Here is a 15,921-nt window from a genome sequence, read left to right as displayed (position 1 = left end):
AAGCGGCGCGGCAGCTGCATCAATGCAGATGGCGCGGCCGGCGCCCGCCGCCATGGCCGGGCGGCGTGCCGCCCGTGCCGCGGGGCGGCTTGCCGATCTGCAGCGAGTTGACCAGGGCGTCGAAGCGCGCCGAGAACAGCTTGTCGATCTCGCTCACCACGCCGCCCAGCTCAGAACCGTCGAAGTGGCGCTCCATCAGCTGCACCACGTCCTCCACCAGCAGGTCGCGCTGCGCCTGCATGATGGCCTGCGGCGTGGGACCGACGAACAGCAGCAGGAAATCGTCGCGCGACTCGCGCCCGGCGTCCTCGTCTTCCTCGTCGAACTCGGCGTCGTAGAAGGTCACCTCGACCGAGGCGCCGGTGGCGCTGACCTCGTTGAGGTTCATGCACATGTCGTCGAGCTGCTGGCGAAAGTCCTCGTCGCCGGCCAGCGTCCAGCACATCTGCAACAGGTGCTCCTGCGGGTCGAAGCGAATGCCCGGTTCGTCCTCGTACAGGCTGGCCGCGCCATCGGCCAGCGAGCGCGCGCCGGCGTACTTCCAGAGGGGTTTCAAGGCATCCTGCAGGGCGTCGAAGCCCACGTCGGAGCGCAGTTTCACGTCGCCATGCACGTGAATCTCGAAGGGTGCGTCGTCGTGATTCATGGCGTTTTCCTGTTGTGTGATGCTGGTGCCCCGGGCCGGGGTCGAACCGGCACGCTCCCTTGCGGGAAAGCGGCGGATTTTAAGTCCGCTGTGTCTACCGATTTCACCACCGGGGCCAGAGTGCATTGTCGCAGGCTCGGCGCGCGCACGTCGACGCGGCTGCCGGTGCAAGCGACTGGGCCAAGCGGGGGGAATGGTGGAGGCGCGATCCGGAGTCGAACCGGACTGGACGGATTTGCAATCCGTTGCATAACCGCTTTGCTATCGCGCCCTCTTCAACCGGCTGAAAAAAAAGGAAGCGGATGCTTCCTTTTTTTTGCAGCGGCCGGCTTGGTGAACCGGCCACACGATGAATGGAGCGGGAAACGAGGCTCGAACTCGCGACCTCAACCTTGGCAAGGTTGCGCTCTACCAACTGAGCTATTCCCGCGTTGCAAGCCTTGCATTGTAGCCTGAAAAACGACCACCTTTGCGCAGCCCGCCAAAAATTTTCAGAAAATCCCGCGCGGTGGGTCAATGTTTGACGGCACTGCCGCGGCCGGTCTTGCGCTTGGCCTCGGGCGCGGCCGCGGCGACCACCACGGCGGTGGGCGGCACGGCGGCTTCGTCGTCGGCCAGGGGCATGGGCTGGCGCTCCAGCGCGATCTCCAGCACCTTGTCGATCCAGCGCACCGGCGTGATGGTCAGGTGCTCCTTCACGTTGGCCGGGATTTCCTGCAGGTCCTTGACGTTTTCCTCCGGGATCAGCACGGTCTTGATGCCGCCGCGCAGCGCGGCCAGCAGCTTTTCCTTCAGGCCGCCGATGGCGGTGATCTCGCCGCGCAGGGTGATCTCGCCGGTCATGGCCACGTCGGCGCGCACCGGGATGCCAGTGAGCGCCGACACCATGGCGGTGGTCATGGCCGCGCCGGCGCTGGGGCCGTCCTTGGGCGTGGCGCCATCGGGCACGTGGATGTGGATGTCGCGCTTCTCGAACAGCTCGTCCTTGATGCCCAGGCCGCGCGCGCGCGAGCGCACCACGGTGCGCGCGGCATCGACCGATTCCTTCATCACCTCGCCCAGCTGGCCGGTGCGCTGGATGGCGCCCTTGCCGGGCATGGTGGCGGCCTCGATGGTGAGCAGGTCACCCCCCACCTCGGTCCAGGCCAGGCCCACCACCTGGCCCACCTGGTTTTTCAGCTCGGCGCGGCCGAAGCTGTACTTGCGCACGCCCAGGTAGTCGTTCAGGTTCTCGGCGGTGACGGTGACGCGCGGCTTCATCTGGCCCAGCTGCAGCGCCTTGACGACCTTGCGGCAGATCTTGGACAGCTCGCGCTCGAGCGAGCGCACGCCGGCCTCGCGGGTGTAGTAGCGCACGATGTCGCGCACCGCGTCCTCGCCGACCTCGAGCTCGGACTCCTTCACGCCGTTGTTCTTGAGCTGTTTGGGCAGCAGGTACTTGATGGCGATGTTGACCTTCTCGTCCTCGGTGTAGCCCGCCAGGCGGATCACCTCCATGCGGTCCAGCAGCGCCGGCGGGATGTTCATCGAGTTGCTGGTGGCGACGAACATCACGTCGCTCAGGTCGAAGTCGACCTCGACGTAGTGGTCGCTGAAGGTGTGGTTCTGCTCGGGGTCCAGCACCTCCAGCAGCGCGCTGGAGGGGTCGCCGCGAAAATCCATGCCCAGCTTGTCGATTTCGTCCAGCAAAAACAGCGGATTGCGCGTGCCCACCTTGGACAGGCTTTGCAGCACCTTGCCCGGCATGGCGCCGATGTAGGTGCGGCGGTGGCCGCGGATCTCGGCCTCGTCGCGCATGCCGCCCAGCGCCATGCGCACGTACTTGCGGCCGGTGGCCTTGGCCACCGACTGGCCCAGCGAGGTCTTGCCCACGCCGGGCGGCCCCACCAGGCACAGGATGGGCGCCTTGACCTTGTCCACGCGGCGCTGCACGGCGAGGTATTCGAGGATGCGGTCCTTGACCTTCTCCAGGCCGTAGTGGTCTTCGTTGAGCACCTGCTCGGCGTAGGCCAGGTCGTGCTTGATCTTGGTCTTCTTGGCCCAGGGCAGGCCCACCAGCACGTCGATGTAGTTGCGCACCACGGTGGCCTCGGCCGACATGGGCGACATCAGCTTGAGCTTTTTCAGCTCGCCGTCGGCCTTCTTGCGCGCGTCCTTGGGCATGCGCGCGGCCTTGATCTTTTTCTCGATCTCATCGATGTCGGCGCCCTCCTCGCCCTCGCCCAGTTCCTTCTGGATGGCCTTGACCTGCTCGTTGAGGTAGAAGTCGCGCTGGTTCTTCTCCATCTGGCGCTTGACGCGGCCGCGGATCTTCTTGTCGACGTTGAGGATGTCCACCTCGCGCTCGAGCTGCTCGAACAGGCTCTCCAGCCGCGCCTTGACGCTGGCCAGGTCGAGCACGGCCTGCTTGTTCTCCAGCTTGAGCGGCAGGTGCGCGGCGATGGTGTCGGCCAGGCGGCCGGCCTCGTCGATGCTGGCGATCGAGGTCAGGATCTCGGGCGGGATCTTCTTGTTGAGCTTGACGTACTGGTCGAACTGCTGCATCACCGCGCGGCGCAGCGCCTCGACCTCGGCGTTGTCCAGGTCGGCGTCGTCGGCCGCCAGCGGGGTGACGGTGGCGACGAAGTGCGTCTCGCCCTCCTCGATGTGCGTCACCGTGGCGCGCTGCTGGCCCTCCACCAGCACTTTCACCGTGCCGTCGGGCAGCTTGAGCATCTGCAGGATGGTGGACACGCAGCCGACCTCGAACATGTCGGTGACGGCCGGCTCGTCCTTGGCGGCCGCGCGCTGCGCCACCAGCATGATGCGGCGGTCGGCGGCCATGGCCGACTCGAGCGCCTTGATGCTCTTGGGCCGCCCGACGAACAGCGGGATGACCATGTGCGGGAACACCACCACGTCGCGCAGGGGCAGCAGCGGCAGGTCGACGGGCGTGGCGGGCAGGGGCGTGGTTCCGGGCATGGCAAATCCTTGTGCGTGATCGGGCCTGAGGTGGCGACGCAGACCCTGATTTTCAACCCGGCGCGGCGCCGAGCGGGCCAAGCCGACCGGCCCCGTGAGGGGACCGGTTCGCAGCCTGGCGGATGACTACGAAAAAGATAGCTGCTTGCGCTTGATACACGAGGGCTACAAGCCGATTAGACTTGAAATCAAGCCTTTTTGGCCGCCTCGCGGTACACCAGCAGCGGCGGCTGGGCTTCGTCGATGGTGCTGTCGTCCACCACCACCTTGGCCACGTTGGCGGTGTGCGGCAGCTCGTACATGGTGTCGATCAGCGCGCCTTCCAGGATCGAGCGCAGTCCGCGCGCGCCGGTCTTGCGCGCCAGCGCCTTGCGCGCGATGGCCTTGAGCGCGCTGGAGCGAATCTCCAGCTCGACCCCTTCCATCTGCAGCAGGCGCGAGAACTGCTTGACCAGCGCGTTCTTGGGCTCGGTGAGGATCTGCACCAGCGCGTCCTCGGTCAGCTCGGCCAGCGTGGCCACCACGGGCATGCGGCCGATCAGCTCGGGGATCAGGCCGTACTTGATCAGGTCCTCGGGCTCGACGTCCTCGAAGGCCTCGCTGATCGAGCGCTGCTGCTTGCTGCGCACGGTGGCGCCAAAGCCGATGCCGCTGGCCTCGGTGCGCGCCTCGATCACCTTCTCGAGGCCGGCAAAGGCGCCGCCGCAGATGAACAGGATGTTGGTGGTGTCGATCTGCAGGAAGTCCTGGTTGGGGTGCTTGCGCCCGCCCTGCGGCGGCACGCTGGCCATGGTGCCCTCGATCAGCTTGAGCAGCGCCTGCTGCACGCCCTCGCCCGAGACGTCGCGCGTGATGCTGGGGTTGTCGGCCTTGCGGCTGATCTTGTCGATCTCGTCGATGTAGACGATGCCGCGCTGCGCGCGCTCGACGTCGTACTCGCAGCTTTGCAGCAGCTTGCTGATGATGTTCTCGACGTCCTCGCCCACGTAGCCGGCCTCGGTCAGCGTGGTGGCGTCGGCCATGACGAAAGGCACGTCGAGCTGGCGCGCCAGCGTTTGCGCCAGCAGCGTCTTGCCGCTGCCGGTGGGGCCGATGAGCAGGATGTTGCTCTTGCTCAGCTCGACGTCGCCGCCCTTCTTGTCGCTCTTGTGCTTGAGGCGCTTGTAGTGGTTGTACACCGCCACCGCCAGCGTGCGCTTGGCGCGCTCCTGGCCGATGACGTAGTTGTCCAGGTTGGACTTGATGTCGGAGGGCGTGGGCAGGTCGCTCTTGGGCTGGCCCTCGGCCGCGCCCTCGGGCACTTCCTCGCGGATGATGTCGTTGCACAGGTCGATGCATTCATCGCAGATGAACACCGACGGGCCGGCGATCAGCTTCTTGACCTCGTGCTGGCTCTTGCCGCAAAAGGAGCAGTAAAGCGTTTTCTCGCTGGAAGAGCCTTTTTTCTCGGCCATTGACGAACACTCAGTGGATGGATCGAACCATGATAGCGAAATCTCGCCGCGTCGCCCGCGTCACGGACGCTGGGCCAGCACCTGGTCGATGATGCCGTAGTCCTTGCTCTCGTCGGCGGTCATGTAGTAGTCGCGCTCGGTGTCGTGCACCACCTTCTCGTAGGGCTGGCCGGTGCGCTCGGCCAGGATGCGGTTCATCTGCTCCTTGGTGCGCAGGATGTCGCGCGCCTGGATCTCGATGTCGGTGGCCTGGCCCTGCGCGCCGCCCAGCACCTGGTGGATCATGATCTTGCTGTTGGGCAGCGAATAGCGCTTGCCCTTGGCGCCGGCGGCCAGCAAAAAGGCGCCCATGCTGGCGGCAAAGCCCAGGCACATGGTGGACACGTCGGGCTTGATGAACTGCATGGTGTCGTAGATCGACATGCCGGCCGTCACGCTGCCGCCGGGCGAGTTGATGTAGAACGAAATGTCCTTGTCGGGGTTCTCGCTTTCCAGGAACAGCAGCTGCGCCACCACCAGGTTGGCGGTCTGGTCGTTGACCTCGCCCACCAGAAAGATCACGCGCTCCTTGAGCAGGCGCGAGTAGATGTCGAACGACCGCTCGCCGCGGCCGGACTGCTCGATCACCATCGGGATCAGCCCGAGGTTCTGGGGGGTGGCAAGTGCGCTCATGAAAGCTCCGTCAGGGAAATCAAATGGCAAATGGGGCCGGAACCGCCGGATTCCAGACCCCATTGTCGCCGCCGGGCCGCACCCGGCAAGTTCATCAATCAAAACAGGCTTTGGCCCGCGTCCAGCAAGCGCCAAATGCTCCGTTTTCAATAGTCGTCAAGCCTGCTGACCCATCAGCTCGTCGAAGCCCAGCGCCTTGTCGGTCACCTTGGCCTGGCCCAGCACGTGCTCGGTCACGTTGTTCTCGATCACCATCGCCTCCACGTCGGCCAGGCGGCGGTTGTCGGCGTAGTAGTAGCGCACCACCTCGGCGGGCTTCTCGTAGCTGGCGGCCAGCTCCTCGACCTGGGCCTTGATCTGCTCGGGCGTGGCCTGCAGCTTGGCCGTCTTGACCAGCTCGGCCACCACCAGGCCCAGGCGCACGCGGCGCTCGGCCTGCGGGCGGAAGGCGTCCTCGGGGAAGGGGAACTTCTCGATGTCCTTGTCCTTCAGGCCGCGCGCCTTCAGGTCGCCCCGCGCGCTTTCGACCATGCGGTCCACCTCGGCCTGCACGCTGGCCTTGGGCACGTCCAGCTCGGACTTGGCCAGCAGCGCATCCATCACGGCCTGCTTGTTGCGCGCGTTCAGGCGGAACTTGATCTCGCGCTCCAGGTTCTTCTGGATGTCGGCGCGCAGACCCTCGACGGTGCCGCCCTCCACGCCCAGCGACTTGGCCAGCTGCTCGTTGACCTCGGGCAGGTGCGCGGCCTCGATCTTCTTGACCGTGACCATGAAGTCGGCCGTCTTGCCCGCCACGTCCTTGCCGTGGTAGTCGGCCGGAAAGGCCAGCGGGAAGGTCTTGCTCTCGCCCACCTTCAGGCCGCGCACGGCGGTCTCGAACTCGGGCAGCATCTGGCCCTCGGCGATGACGAAGGCAAAGTCCTCGGCCTTGCCGCCCTCGAACGGCTCGCCGTCGATCTTGCCGGCAAAGTCCACCGTCACGCGGTCGCCGTCCTCGGCCGGCGCGCCTTGCGCGCGCTGGGCGAAGCTGCGGCGCTGCTTGCGCAAAATCTCCAGCGTGCGGTCGATCGCCTCGTCGCTCACCTGGGCGCTGGCGCGCTCGATCTCGGCCGTGGCCAGGTCGCCGATCTTCACCTCGGGAAACACCTCGAACACCGCGTCGAACGCCATCTGCCCCTCGGGCGCGCCGTCCTTCTCGGTGATGGTGGGCTGGCCCGCCACGCGCAGCTCGGCCTCGTTGGCGGCGCTGAAAAACGCCTCGCCCACCTTGTCGTTCATCACCTCGTACTGCACCGAATAGCCGTAGCGCTGCGCCACGATGCTCATCGGCACCTTGCCGGGACGAAAGCCGTCCATCTTGACGGTGCGGGCCAGCTTGCGCAGACGCGCATCCACCTCGCTGCGGATGGTGTCCATCGGCAGGGTGAGCGTCATCTTGCGCTCGAGTTTTTCCAGGGTTTCGACATTCACGGCCATGGGGATCTCTCAGTCATGTTGATGGTGGTGCGCGGGGGGGGACTCGAACCCCCACACCCTCGCGGGCGTCAGGACCTAAACCTGGTGCGTCTACCAATTTCGCCACCCGCGCGAACAGGGTTCAAACGAATCGGACGGCTGGCGCCCCTTGGCGCGAGCCGCCTCATTGGAATGCGGCGAACCGAGTATTTTATCCGCATGACGCGCGCCGGACGGCAATCGCGCGGAAGCGGGCGCGCGGGCGGGCCCGCCGGCGCCGGTCCATCCGCGGGGCCAGGCCGCGCCTTTTGCGCCGGTGGCACGCGGCACCGGCAAACCGCTATAATGGCGGGTTCTTCACGGACACGAGCGGCACCGCAGCCGATCGGGCACCGCGAAGCCCACGGGGCCACCGCCACCCCTTTTCATGGCGAGGTGAGGTCCGAGCGAGTCGCGCAGCAAGGCGCGGCGCCAGCAAAGACCGGATGGACTGGAGAGCATTTCTCATGGCACGCGTGTGCGAAGTCACGGGCAAGAAGCCCATGGTCGGAAACAACGTTTCCCACGCCAACAACAAAACCAAGCGTCGTTTCCTGCCCAACCTGCAGTACCGCCGCTTCTGGGTCGAGAGCGAGAACCGCTGGGTGCGCCTGCGCGTGTCCAGCGCCGCGCTGCGACTGATCGACAAGAATGGCATCGAGTCCGTGCTCGCCGACATGCGCGCACGCGGCCAAGCCTGAACCACTGAAGGAACACCATCATGGCCACCAAAGGCGGACGCGAAAAGATCAAGCTGGAATCCACGGCCGGCACCGGTCACTTCTACACCACCAGCAAGAACAAGAAGACCATGCCCGAGAAGATGTCGATCATGAAGTTCGACCCCAAGGCACGCAAGCACGTCGAGTACAAGGAAATCAAGCTGAAGTGATCTTCGGCCCCTGAAGCGACGAAAACCCGCTGCCTGCAGCGGGTTTCTTTTTTCCAATTCACGGCCGGGCCCACGCCCCGGCCGATAGAATTTCAGCCTTCACCCGCGGAAGGGTGGCAGAGTGGTCGATTGCACCGGTCTTGAAAACCGGCGACGCGCAAGCGTCCGTGGGTTCGAATCCCACCCCTTCCGCCAGATCGGGCCCTCGAGGAGACTCTCGCCGCGGCTCGCGAGAGTCTCTCCCGGGATTGCCGGCTCAGAACGATGCCGGCAACGTGTTGGAGGCCGCGCGGAACGTCAGGGTGCGTGCGTTCGAGCTGGCCTTGACCAGCCAGACCGTTCCGCCGTCGGCCACGCTACCACCCGATACCGTGGTTGGCCTGAGATAGCGAGCCTTGGGCAGGCGCCAGACCATCTCCTTCAGGCTGACCGGATGCGAGGCGCTGAACTGCGTCACCCCGTTGGCCAGGCTCTGCTGATTCCACTGCACCTGGTTGCGCTTGGCCATGAAGTCGGCCAGTCGCGGCATGGTGTACCAGGCGACCTGCGAGCTGCCCTTGCCACGCACATAGGCTTCCAGGGTCTGGACGACGTCGATCCAGTCGTAGGCACCCGGCGGGTGGGCGTAGACCATGCGCGCGGTGTTGTGCGCGAGATCGAAATCCACCAGGTCGAGGTACCAGTTGACGACGTCCGCCTTCGGCACGTTGAAATCCTGGAACTCCTCGAAGGTGGCGTAGTTGCCCATCGGGGTCACCGGGACCACCCACAGGCTGGGGGTGTGCAAGGTGCCATCGCGATAGTCGCGCGTCACGCCAAGCCCGGTATGGCCGGCGAAATACGCGGACACGACGCCCTGCTGCGCGAGCCAGTCCATGGCCCAGAGCGGATTGTTGCCTTCCGGCGCCGAATAGTCCCGGGTGGCATGTCCCACGGCGTTGTCCACCGCCTGGCGATTGAGCACCAGGTACGGCAGGAAGGTGGCGCTGTTGGTTTCGTTGGCGTTCAGGCCGTAGTAGTCATGAATCCAGCCTCCATGCGAGCCGATCGAGTGTCCCTTCGCGTCCATGCGACGCAGGAAGGCCTGCATGGTCGGGTTGTTGTTCAAATCGAAGCCCAGCTTGTCCCCAGGGGTCACCGCGTCCGGGCCGGCGGTCATGTGGATGCTCATCGTCCCGACATTGAAGATGCCGGCGCGCTCCAATTGCAGCGCGGGTTGCTGGGCCTCCTTGGAGTCCAGGTGCCAGTTGAAGATCATTCCCGCAACCCCGTTGGGCATGCTGGAAAGCTGAGCACCGCCCAGCAGATGCTGCACGAAGTATTGAAGGAACCCGTGCATGGGCAAGGCGTCCGTACGCCCCTTGAGGTAGGTCAGCGGAAGGTTGACGAACAGCACGCGGCCGGCACCGAACGACTGCACCCCCGCCACCAGGCCGAACTGCGGCGAAGTCGCCAGGACGGTCCCGGCGTACGAGCCTTCGGTGACGTAGCTCGGGTAAACCAGAAATCCCAGCGCGTACCCGTTGTAGGCCTGCAGGACGTCGGGGCCATTGTCGCCAAGCCCATTTCGAACGACGGCACGGCCACCCGCAGTGCTTCCGGAGCCGCCGCCAAAAGCGCCGAACGCCTTCGTGCCGGCCGGGAAGAACCGACTGGCCTGATCCGGCGCGGCGGCCCGCACGGCCTGGCCAAAGCCAACCCCCGCCTTCAGCTCCTTCAACCGATCCGGCGACCGAAGTTCGCTGGGCGACGCCATCGGCTGGATCTGGTACTGCTGCGGGTCGAAGCCATGGACACCGCCCGGGTCACTGGGACTCACCGGAAGATAGAGGGCCTGCCCGGGCCCGACGCCCGCTGCCTTCAACAACGGCACCTGGCTGCCCAGATCCGAGGCGCTGGCGGGAGCAGCGAGCATGCGATCCTTGGTCGTCCCCGAGGTGCCGGCTCCACCGTTGGCGGTCAGCGAAGCAACGGAGGCCGTCGTGGGGAAGGGCTCGGACTTGCCGGGAGGAACCAGCAGCTCGCGCAGGGTGCTGCGCATCGCCGTCACCGGCCCCAGGCCCACCGTATGGTCGAGGTACTTGTCGTACAGGACGTAGTCCACCCCGGCCAGATCGCTGAGGCGGGATTTGGGGATCGGATAGACCAGGGGTCCGTCGGCGCGGCGCGTCAATGCGGCAAAGTCGAACGTCAGCAGGGTTCGGCCGCCGGCGCTCGTGAAATCGCGCACCGCCTGCACCAGCTGATCGGTGGCCACGGTGTGAATCTGGTCAGGCAACACCAGGCCGGCGTAGGCCAGGGCGCCACTTGTACCCAGGCCCAGGAACTGGGAATCGGTGATGGGCGCCATGCGGACGCCCACTTCGCGGGCGGCATCCTCCCAGGCCATGATTCCGGGATCCTGGTCATCGATGCCGTCGGGCACCAACAGAAGCAGCAAGCCCGGATCGGGCGCCGCCAGGCTCACGGCAGCCTTGACAGGCTGGTCGGCGGAGCCGTTCGCCGCCGCAGGTGCCGCGCTGTCCCCGGCATTGCCTTGCGGCACGCTGGCGACGGCGCTTTGTGGATTGGCGGCCTCCGTATCGGCGCCTCCGCCGCAGCCGACCAGACTCACGCACAGCAGCAACGCCGCGAGCCAAGCCACCGGAGCAGGCCGGAACCTGCCTGAAAACCGGGTACTGGGGCCAGCAAGGGTGAGGGTCGGTTTCATGGTCTTCTCCTGGGAAAAAAACGTTGTGCGGGCAGCAATACCTGGTCAACCCGGCGTCGGCGGCCGATGGACCAGGCTCATGAAAAATCCATACACGCCAAGCTGCCCCAGCAACTGAGGCAGGAAACTTGCCAGCAAATGGATGGGCAACACGACCAACTGGCTGCCATGCGCAAGCAGCCAGGCCAGTGTCCCGACCTGCAACGGAATGCCGACGGCGACCAGCAGCAGCGCCGCCAGCGTGGCGGCCAGCTTCTGCAGCAGGCTCTGGGGAAAGATGTACAGAACCAGGGCGTGAATCAAGGGCAGCGACCACAGCAGCGCCATTCCCAGCGTCAACAGCTGATTGAGCACGGCGTCGGCGGGCATGATGGCGTCCGGCCCGAGCGCGGCCGCCACGACCAGGCTGGCCGCGCACAGCGCAGCGACCAGGCGCAGGAAGTAGATCGCTGGCAGCCGCTCGCGCGACAGCCGCAAGGAAGCCGCCGTCAGGGCCAGCGCCACGCCAGCAACGGCCCACCAGTGAATCAACTCAGGCCCCGGCACCGACAGCGCCACGTCCAGGGACTGCATGGACCCGCCCGGGACGGCCACCTCGACGAGGTGAACCTGCGAGGCCTCTCCGATGCCCAGGTGGGGCCACGCCCATGCAAGCGCACGCCACCAGGCTTCGATCACGCTGTCGTAGGCCACCACCACGACGGCCAGGGAAACACCCATCGTGCCCAGCACACCCAAGGTGTCGCGACCGCGCCAGACGTAGCTGCGCAAACCGCGGTGCTGCGGCGTCAGGCGCGGCGGCTGGCGTTTCATCGGCTGCGCAACGGCCAAGGGGCGGACATCAGAAGTCAAAGAACACCTCCACGGTCACGCCGGCGCGCTTGTAATAGGGATTGCGGTAGTACTGCAGGCCCACCGTGTAGCCAAAGTCCCGGCGCAGCCATTGCCGCCAGACCGTGCCCACTTCAGTCGACGTGAACGCGACGCTGCTGGGAGCCCCCCCGACGGTGGCACCCGCTGGAAGGTAGGCCTCCCGGCCATGGTCGATGCGCGTCATCCACAGGTGGTGTCCTTGCTGGCCGACCGTCAGCGCCCCGTAGGCGCGCGCCGCACGGACGGAACCGGGTTGCGATCGGTTGAACATCGCCCCGCCCTCGGCGACCCAGCCGTTCGTCGAGTAATACGCCACGGTGAGGCTCGGCATCGTGTCGCGGTGGACGTGATCGCCCCCCAGGCCCCGCATGAGCGTCAGGCCCGTGACCCACTGCCGCGTGGCGCCCCACTTGCGATAGATGCCGACGTCGCCTCGCAGGCGGTACTGAAACTCTGCGCTGCCACTGCTCACGCCGGCCATCACGAACCAGTCCGCGGACAGGTCCTGCAGGATCGAGATGGCGCCCAGCGTGCCACGCTGATTGAAATGCCCCTGGCTTGCAAGCTCGGCGTTGATGGTGGTGCCGGGTGCCGGGCGCACATAGCCGCGGACATACACGTCGCGCCAGTCGCCGTCGGCGCCATTGAGGTGCGCCGCACCCACGCCCGCCTCGATTCTTCCGGTGGTGGGCGGCGGTGGCGCGGCCGGGGCTGGCGCGGCATGGTCTGCCAGCGCCGGCTTTCCAGCGTCGGCCTGAGCCAGCGCCGGCAACACCGGCACCAGCACGCCCAGCACCACCATGCCAAGCCATGGGCGGATCGCGATCGGGATGCGGGTCATCGTGTGCCGTCCTGTTGTTTCGTTGGGGTCAGCCTGGGTCATGGTCGCTCGGCCGTCAGCGGGGACACCCGACACCGATGCCGCTGTGCTGCAAGGCCGCATCCACGCCGGCATCAAGCACCGTCCAGCCGATGGCGCTTGAATAAGGGCGCACGGAGTGCCGCCAGCAGGCGGCCTCGATGGGCGCCAGCTGGTGCAGGTTCCAGGCCACCAGGCCCCAGGCAAAGTGGTCGTCCATGCGGCGGCGCCAGCGGTCACCGTACTGGGCCATCCAGCTGGCCATGTCGGCCCCCGCCTCGGCCGGGGTGGTGAACAGGCCCGGAACCCAAAGAAAGCTGCGTGCCAGCGCGTGCGGATAAAAACTCGGCTGGTCGAAACGAGGCCAGGCAGGCTGCCAGGTGCCTGCCTGGTCGAACTGCTGGCGAATGGCCTGCGCCAGTGCGTCGGCCGCCTTGCTGCGGCCGCTGGCCACCAGGGCGGTGTAGACCTCCACGTTGTCCATCAGGTAGTACGTCGGGGTGTCCACGAACACCTGGTAGATGCCGGTCTGCGGATTCTTGAGCCGGGCCAGCATCGCCTCGCTGCCGCGGACCGCCGCTGCCAGTTCCGGCTTCACGCGGTCGGAAACCAGGCCGCCACGCATCGCCCGATGCAACAGCTCGAGGGTGGTGGCCGCCGTGGCATCGTCGGCGTCCGCCTTTCGGCACGCCGTCCAGTCACGGTCGTCCGCCCGGCAATAGCGGTCGAACCCGCCGTCGGCACGCTGGCGCGGCAGCAGCCAGGCGAGCCACCGATCCAGCGCAGGGCGCACGTCGACGCGCGCCTGCAGCAGGACGATGAACGTCTTGTTGACAAAATACGGGTCGACCAGGTCTCCACCCACGGTGGTGACGTAGGCGCCATCACCGGTCTCGAAGTCGGCCATGCCCGGCGGCTGGACCATCGCATGCGCCGGCCCCGCAAGCAGGGCTGCGACCAGCCCCGCGGCCAGCAGCCGGGCAGGCCCGCGGCCCATGACGGACAAGCCGCGCGCCATCACAGGGCTTCTCCCGTTTCGACACAGGTGATGCGCCCGAACACGGTCACGTCGTGCTCCAGCCGGACTTCCCAGGCCGAAACGCTCCCTGCGGCGTGCGCGTTGCCGACCACGGAGTCCGCCCTCAGCCAGACGCTCCGGCCGGCCGCCAGCGGCCCCGACAACCGATTGCGGCCGTGGCAGTGCACGGAGCCCTGCGCGAACAGCGCCCCGTCCAGCGCGGCACCCGCCAGCAAGCAGGCGTCGCCATGGACCTTGACGTTGCCCACGAGAATCGCGTCCTGGCCCAATGTCAGTGCTCCCTGGACGACCAGGTCGGCCACCAGCGTCGTCGACGCGGGGAGCTCGAAATCTCCCGCGTGGCAATGGCGTGGTCGGCTCGGCGCATCGGCCCGTGAAGGCTCGAGCTTGTCCTCGCGCGGGTGGTCCGGGCCACGCACCTCGGTTCGTATGACGGGGGCGCAAAGGACGCCAAAGCGCGAGCCCGCGCCCAGGTCGATGGCGATCGTGGCGCTGACGGTGTGCGGCAGCCGTGCGCCATGGCTGCGCACGTGTCGGGCACGCAAGGCCGAGTCGATCCGCGCGCCGGCTTCGACGGTGACATCGCCACCGTGATCAACCTCGTGACGGCGATCGCCGCTGCGCAAGGTCAGCTCATCTGCGGTCTGGCTTGCGGCCGATTCAGGCCGCGGCCCGGCCTCCTGCCCCTGCAAGCCTTCCCCGCCAACGGCCAGCCCCGAGGGAACCGGCAGCGGCGTCACGTCGCTGGGGCGACGGACCTCGCGCCAGGCCGGCCACAGGGGCATGCCCAGGACCAGCATCGTGGCACCCAGCCACAGCACGACCCACAGCGCGCGCAGCCCATCAGGTTCCATGGTTCAACCTCTGGGCGGCGTCCTGGCCGATCGGGCGATAGCGGACCGTCTTGTCCCACGTGAACTGGCGCCGCAGGAGCCGGTCCAGCACCAGGCCATCGATGGCCGCCTTGGACAGGGAAACCATGCTGACCAGGAAGCTCGCGAACAGCAGGGGCAGCAACCGGATCCGGGCCCGGTTGCCGTCGAGGTGGACCGCCGCCGCGACCTCGAAGAAAGCCGCAAAGTTACCCAGGCAACTGCAGGCGGCCAGCCCCATGAACGCCAGCAGGCCGATCGGCACCAACTGGCCGGAACTCAAACCTGCCGTCAGCACGACGATGATGGACAGCATCCAACCCAGCAGCATCACGGGTGCCATGGCGTAGACCCCCAGCAGCGCCAGCCCGTCCCAGTGCGCCATCGGGTTCATGGCCCGGCTGCCCGCCACCCCGCCGGCGTAACGGGCCAGGGCCTGGTTGTGGCCCTTGGCCCAACGCCCGATCTGGCGAAAGCGCACCGGCCAGCTTTGCGGCACCTCTTCATAGCATTCCGCATGCGCCAGGTAGGCCACGCGCCAGCCGCACATGAGCAGGCGATAGGTCAGATCGGTGTCCTCGGCCAGCACGCCGTCGTGCCAGCCTCCCACATCGTCCAGCGCACTCAGGCGCACGCCGCCCACGGTGCCGCCATACTGCGCCACCGCGCCCAGGTTGAACCGGGCCTGCTGGTCCACCTGATAGCCACCCGAGCGCTCCAGGTCGAGCAGGCGCGTCAGCAGGTTGACGCCGGCGTTCTGGGGCACGACACGGCCCATCACGGCGCCGATCTCGGGGTCGAGAAACGGCACCACCAGTTCCTTGAGCAGTTTCCGCCCCGGAAGATAGTCGGCATCAAAGATCAGGATGACATCGGCCAGGTTCTCCCGGATCACGATGTCCGTCGCATCCTTCAGCGCGGCGGCTTTGCCCGGCGGACCGGACTCCCGATGGAAAGGCCGCAGGCGCCCCGGATTCGCGTCGCAGCAGCGCTCGATGATGGCGCGCGTGCCATCCGTCGAGCGATCGTTGACGGGCATGATGACCAGACGATCGCGTGGATAGTCGGCCGCGAGCAGGCTGGCGATGCAGTCACCCACCACGGCCTCCTCGTTGTGCGCGGCGATGAAAACGGTCAAGCGCGGCCACTGGGAGGCCTCGATGTCGGCATAGAGCGAGCGCTGGCGCGCGAACAGGCGATTGAGCGTGAACAGGTAGTGCCTCGCCGTATAGAGCCCCAGGAGGATGGCAATCAGCACCAGCAGCGCCATCAACAGCATGGGCAGCCAGCCCGTCGCAGGCTGCATCGTCTCGACCGAACCATGCCGCATGGTGGATGGACACAGGTTCGCCACCGCAGCCGTGGTGGCGTACCGCGCGAACGTGCGCATCAGGTTCTTAAGCGCAGGCATGGTCGTCCACTTGCACGAATGGAGCCTTCCATGCGCCC

The 15,921-nt window shown here is 66.7% G+C and carries 13 protein-coding genes and 5 tRNA genes; 3 read left to right on the top strand and 15 right to left on the bottom strand.

Annotated features, from left to right (window positions below):
* Positions 1 to 19: 19 nt before the first annotated feature.
* The 9 genes from H6927_08415 to H6927_08375 all read right to left on the bottom strand — a co-directional run bounded on the left by H6927_08415 (position 20) and on the right by H6927_08375 (position 7,321).
* Positions 20 to 646 (bottom strand): hypothetical protein, encoded by a 627-nt coding sequence (locus tag H6927_08415; GenBank protein ID MCP5218121.1) that lies wholly within the window; start codon positions 644 to 646, stop codon positions 20 to 22.
* 23 nt (positions 647 to 669) lie between these two features.
* A tRNA-Leu gene (locus H6927_08410) sits at positions 670 to 762 on the bottom strand.
* An 81-nt stretch (positions 763 to 843) separates the two neighbouring features.
* Positions 844 to 917, bottom strand: a tRNA-Cys gene (locus tag H6927_08405).
* Between the two features lie 83 nt (positions 918 to 1,000).
* Positions 1,001 to 1,076 (bottom strand) — tRNA-Gly (locus H6927_08400).
* 83 nt (positions 1,077 to 1,159) lie between these two features.
* A complete protein-coding gene (gene lon / locus H6927_08395) occupies positions 1,160 to 3,607 on the bottom strand; it encodes an endopeptidase La (protein MCP5218120.1) in 2,448 nt (815 codons plus the stop codon).
* Positions 3,608 to 3,795: 188 nt separating this feature from the next.
* Complete coding sequence (gene clpX, locus H6927_08390; GenBank protein MCP5218119.1) at positions 3,796 to 5,061, bottom strand: ATP-dependent Clp protease ATP-binding subunit ClpX; 1,266 nt, start codon at positions 5,059 to 5,061, stop codon at positions 3,796 to 3,798.
* 60 nt (positions 5,062 to 5,121) lie between these two features.
* On the bottom strand, positions 5,122 to 5,733 hold the full coding sequence (gene clpP, locus H6927_08385) for an ATP-dependent Clp endopeptidase proteolytic subunit ClpP (protein MCP5218118.1): 612 nt from the start codon (positions 5,731 to 5,733) through the stop codon (positions 5,122 to 5,124).
* A 156-nt stretch (positions 5,734 to 5,889) separates the two neighbouring features.
* On the bottom strand, positions 5,890 to 7,209 hold the full coding sequence (locus H6927_08380; protein ID MCP5218117.1) for a trigger factor: 1,320 nt from the start codon (positions 7,207 to 7,209) through the stop codon (positions 5,890 to 5,892).
* Between the two features lie 25 nt (positions 7,210 to 7,234).
* A tRNA-Leu gene (locus H6927_08375) sits at positions 7,235 to 7,321 on the bottom strand.
* A 373-nt stretch (positions 7,322 to 7,694) separates the two neighbouring features.
* Between H6927_08375 and rpmB the strand changes: the two genes are divergently transcribed.
* From rpmB to H6927_08360, 3 genes are all read left to right on the top strand, one after another.
* Positions 7,695 to 7,928, top strand: a complete 234-nt coding sequence (gene rpmB, locus H6927_08370; protein ID MCP5218116.1) for a 50S ribosomal protein L28 — start codon at positions 7,695 to 7,697, stop codon at positions 7,926 to 7,928.
* 20 nt (positions 7,929 to 7,948) lie between these two features.
* Entirely contained in the window at positions 7,949 to 8,119 is a 171-nt protein-coding gene (gene rpmG / locus H6927_08365) for a 50S ribosomal protein L33 (protein MCP5218115.1), read from the top strand.
* 107 nt (positions 8,120 to 8,226) lie between these two features.
* Positions 8,227 to 8,314, top strand: a tRNA-Ser gene (locus tag H6927_08360).
* A gap of 61 nt (positions 8,315 to 8,375) precedes the next feature.
* On the opposite strand, the gene H6927_08355 is transcribed toward H6927_08360, so the two are convergent.
* The 6 genes from H6927_08355 to H6927_08330 are packed head-to-tail and all read right to left on the bottom strand — an operon-like array spanning position 8,376 to position 15,883.
* Positions 8,376 to 10,829 carry a hypothetical protein gene (locus tag H6927_08355; GenBank protein MCP5218114.1) on the bottom strand — a complete coding sequence of 818 codons (2,454 nt, stop codon included), beginning with the start codon at positions 10,827 to 10,829 and terminating at the stop codon, positions 8,376 to 8,378.
* Between the two features lie 45 nt (positions 10,830 to 10,874).
* Entirely contained in the window at positions 10,875 to 11,660 is a 786-nt protein-coding gene (locus H6927_08350; protein ID MCP5218113.1) for a hypothetical protein, read from the bottom strand.
* Between the two features lie 10 nt (positions 11,661 to 11,670).
* Positions 11,671 to 12,543, bottom strand: coding sequence for a YaiO family outer membrane beta-barrel protein (gene yaiO, locus H6927_08345; GenBank protein ID MCP5218112.1), 873 nt, complete (start codon positions 12,541 to 12,543; stop codon positions 11,671 to 11,673).
* Between the two features lie 55 nt (positions 12,544 to 12,598).
* Complete coding sequence (locus H6927_08340) at positions 12,599 to 13,579, bottom strand: hypothetical protein (protein ID MCP5218111.1); 981 nt, start codon at positions 13,577 to 13,579, stop codon at positions 12,599 to 12,601.
* Positions 13,579 to 14,454, bottom strand: a complete 876-nt coding sequence (locus H6927_08335; GenBank protein MCP5218110.1) for a hypothetical protein — start codon at positions 14,452 to 14,454, stop codon at positions 13,579 to 13,581. The genes H6927_08340 and H6927_08335 overlap by 1 nt, the downstream gene beginning before the upstream one ends.
* Positions 14,444 to 15,883 carry a glycosyltransferase family 2 protein gene (locus H6927_08330; GenBank protein MCP5218109.1) on the bottom strand — a complete coding sequence of 480 codons (1,440 nt, stop codon included), beginning with the start codon at positions 15,881 to 15,883 and terminating at the stop codon, positions 14,444 to 14,446. The genes H6927_08335 and H6927_08330 overlap by 11 nt, the downstream gene beginning before the upstream one ends.
* Between the last annotated feature and the right edge of the window lie 38 nt (positions 15,884 to 15,921).

The organism is Burkholderiaceae bacterium (genome assembly GCA_024235995.1).
Classification (GTDB): Bacteria; Pseudomonadota; Gammaproteobacteria; order Burkholderiales; family Burkholderiaceae_C; genus Ottowia.
Note: the sequence above shows the minus strand (reverse complement) of the source record. Positions and strands in the feature narration are given on the sequence as shown.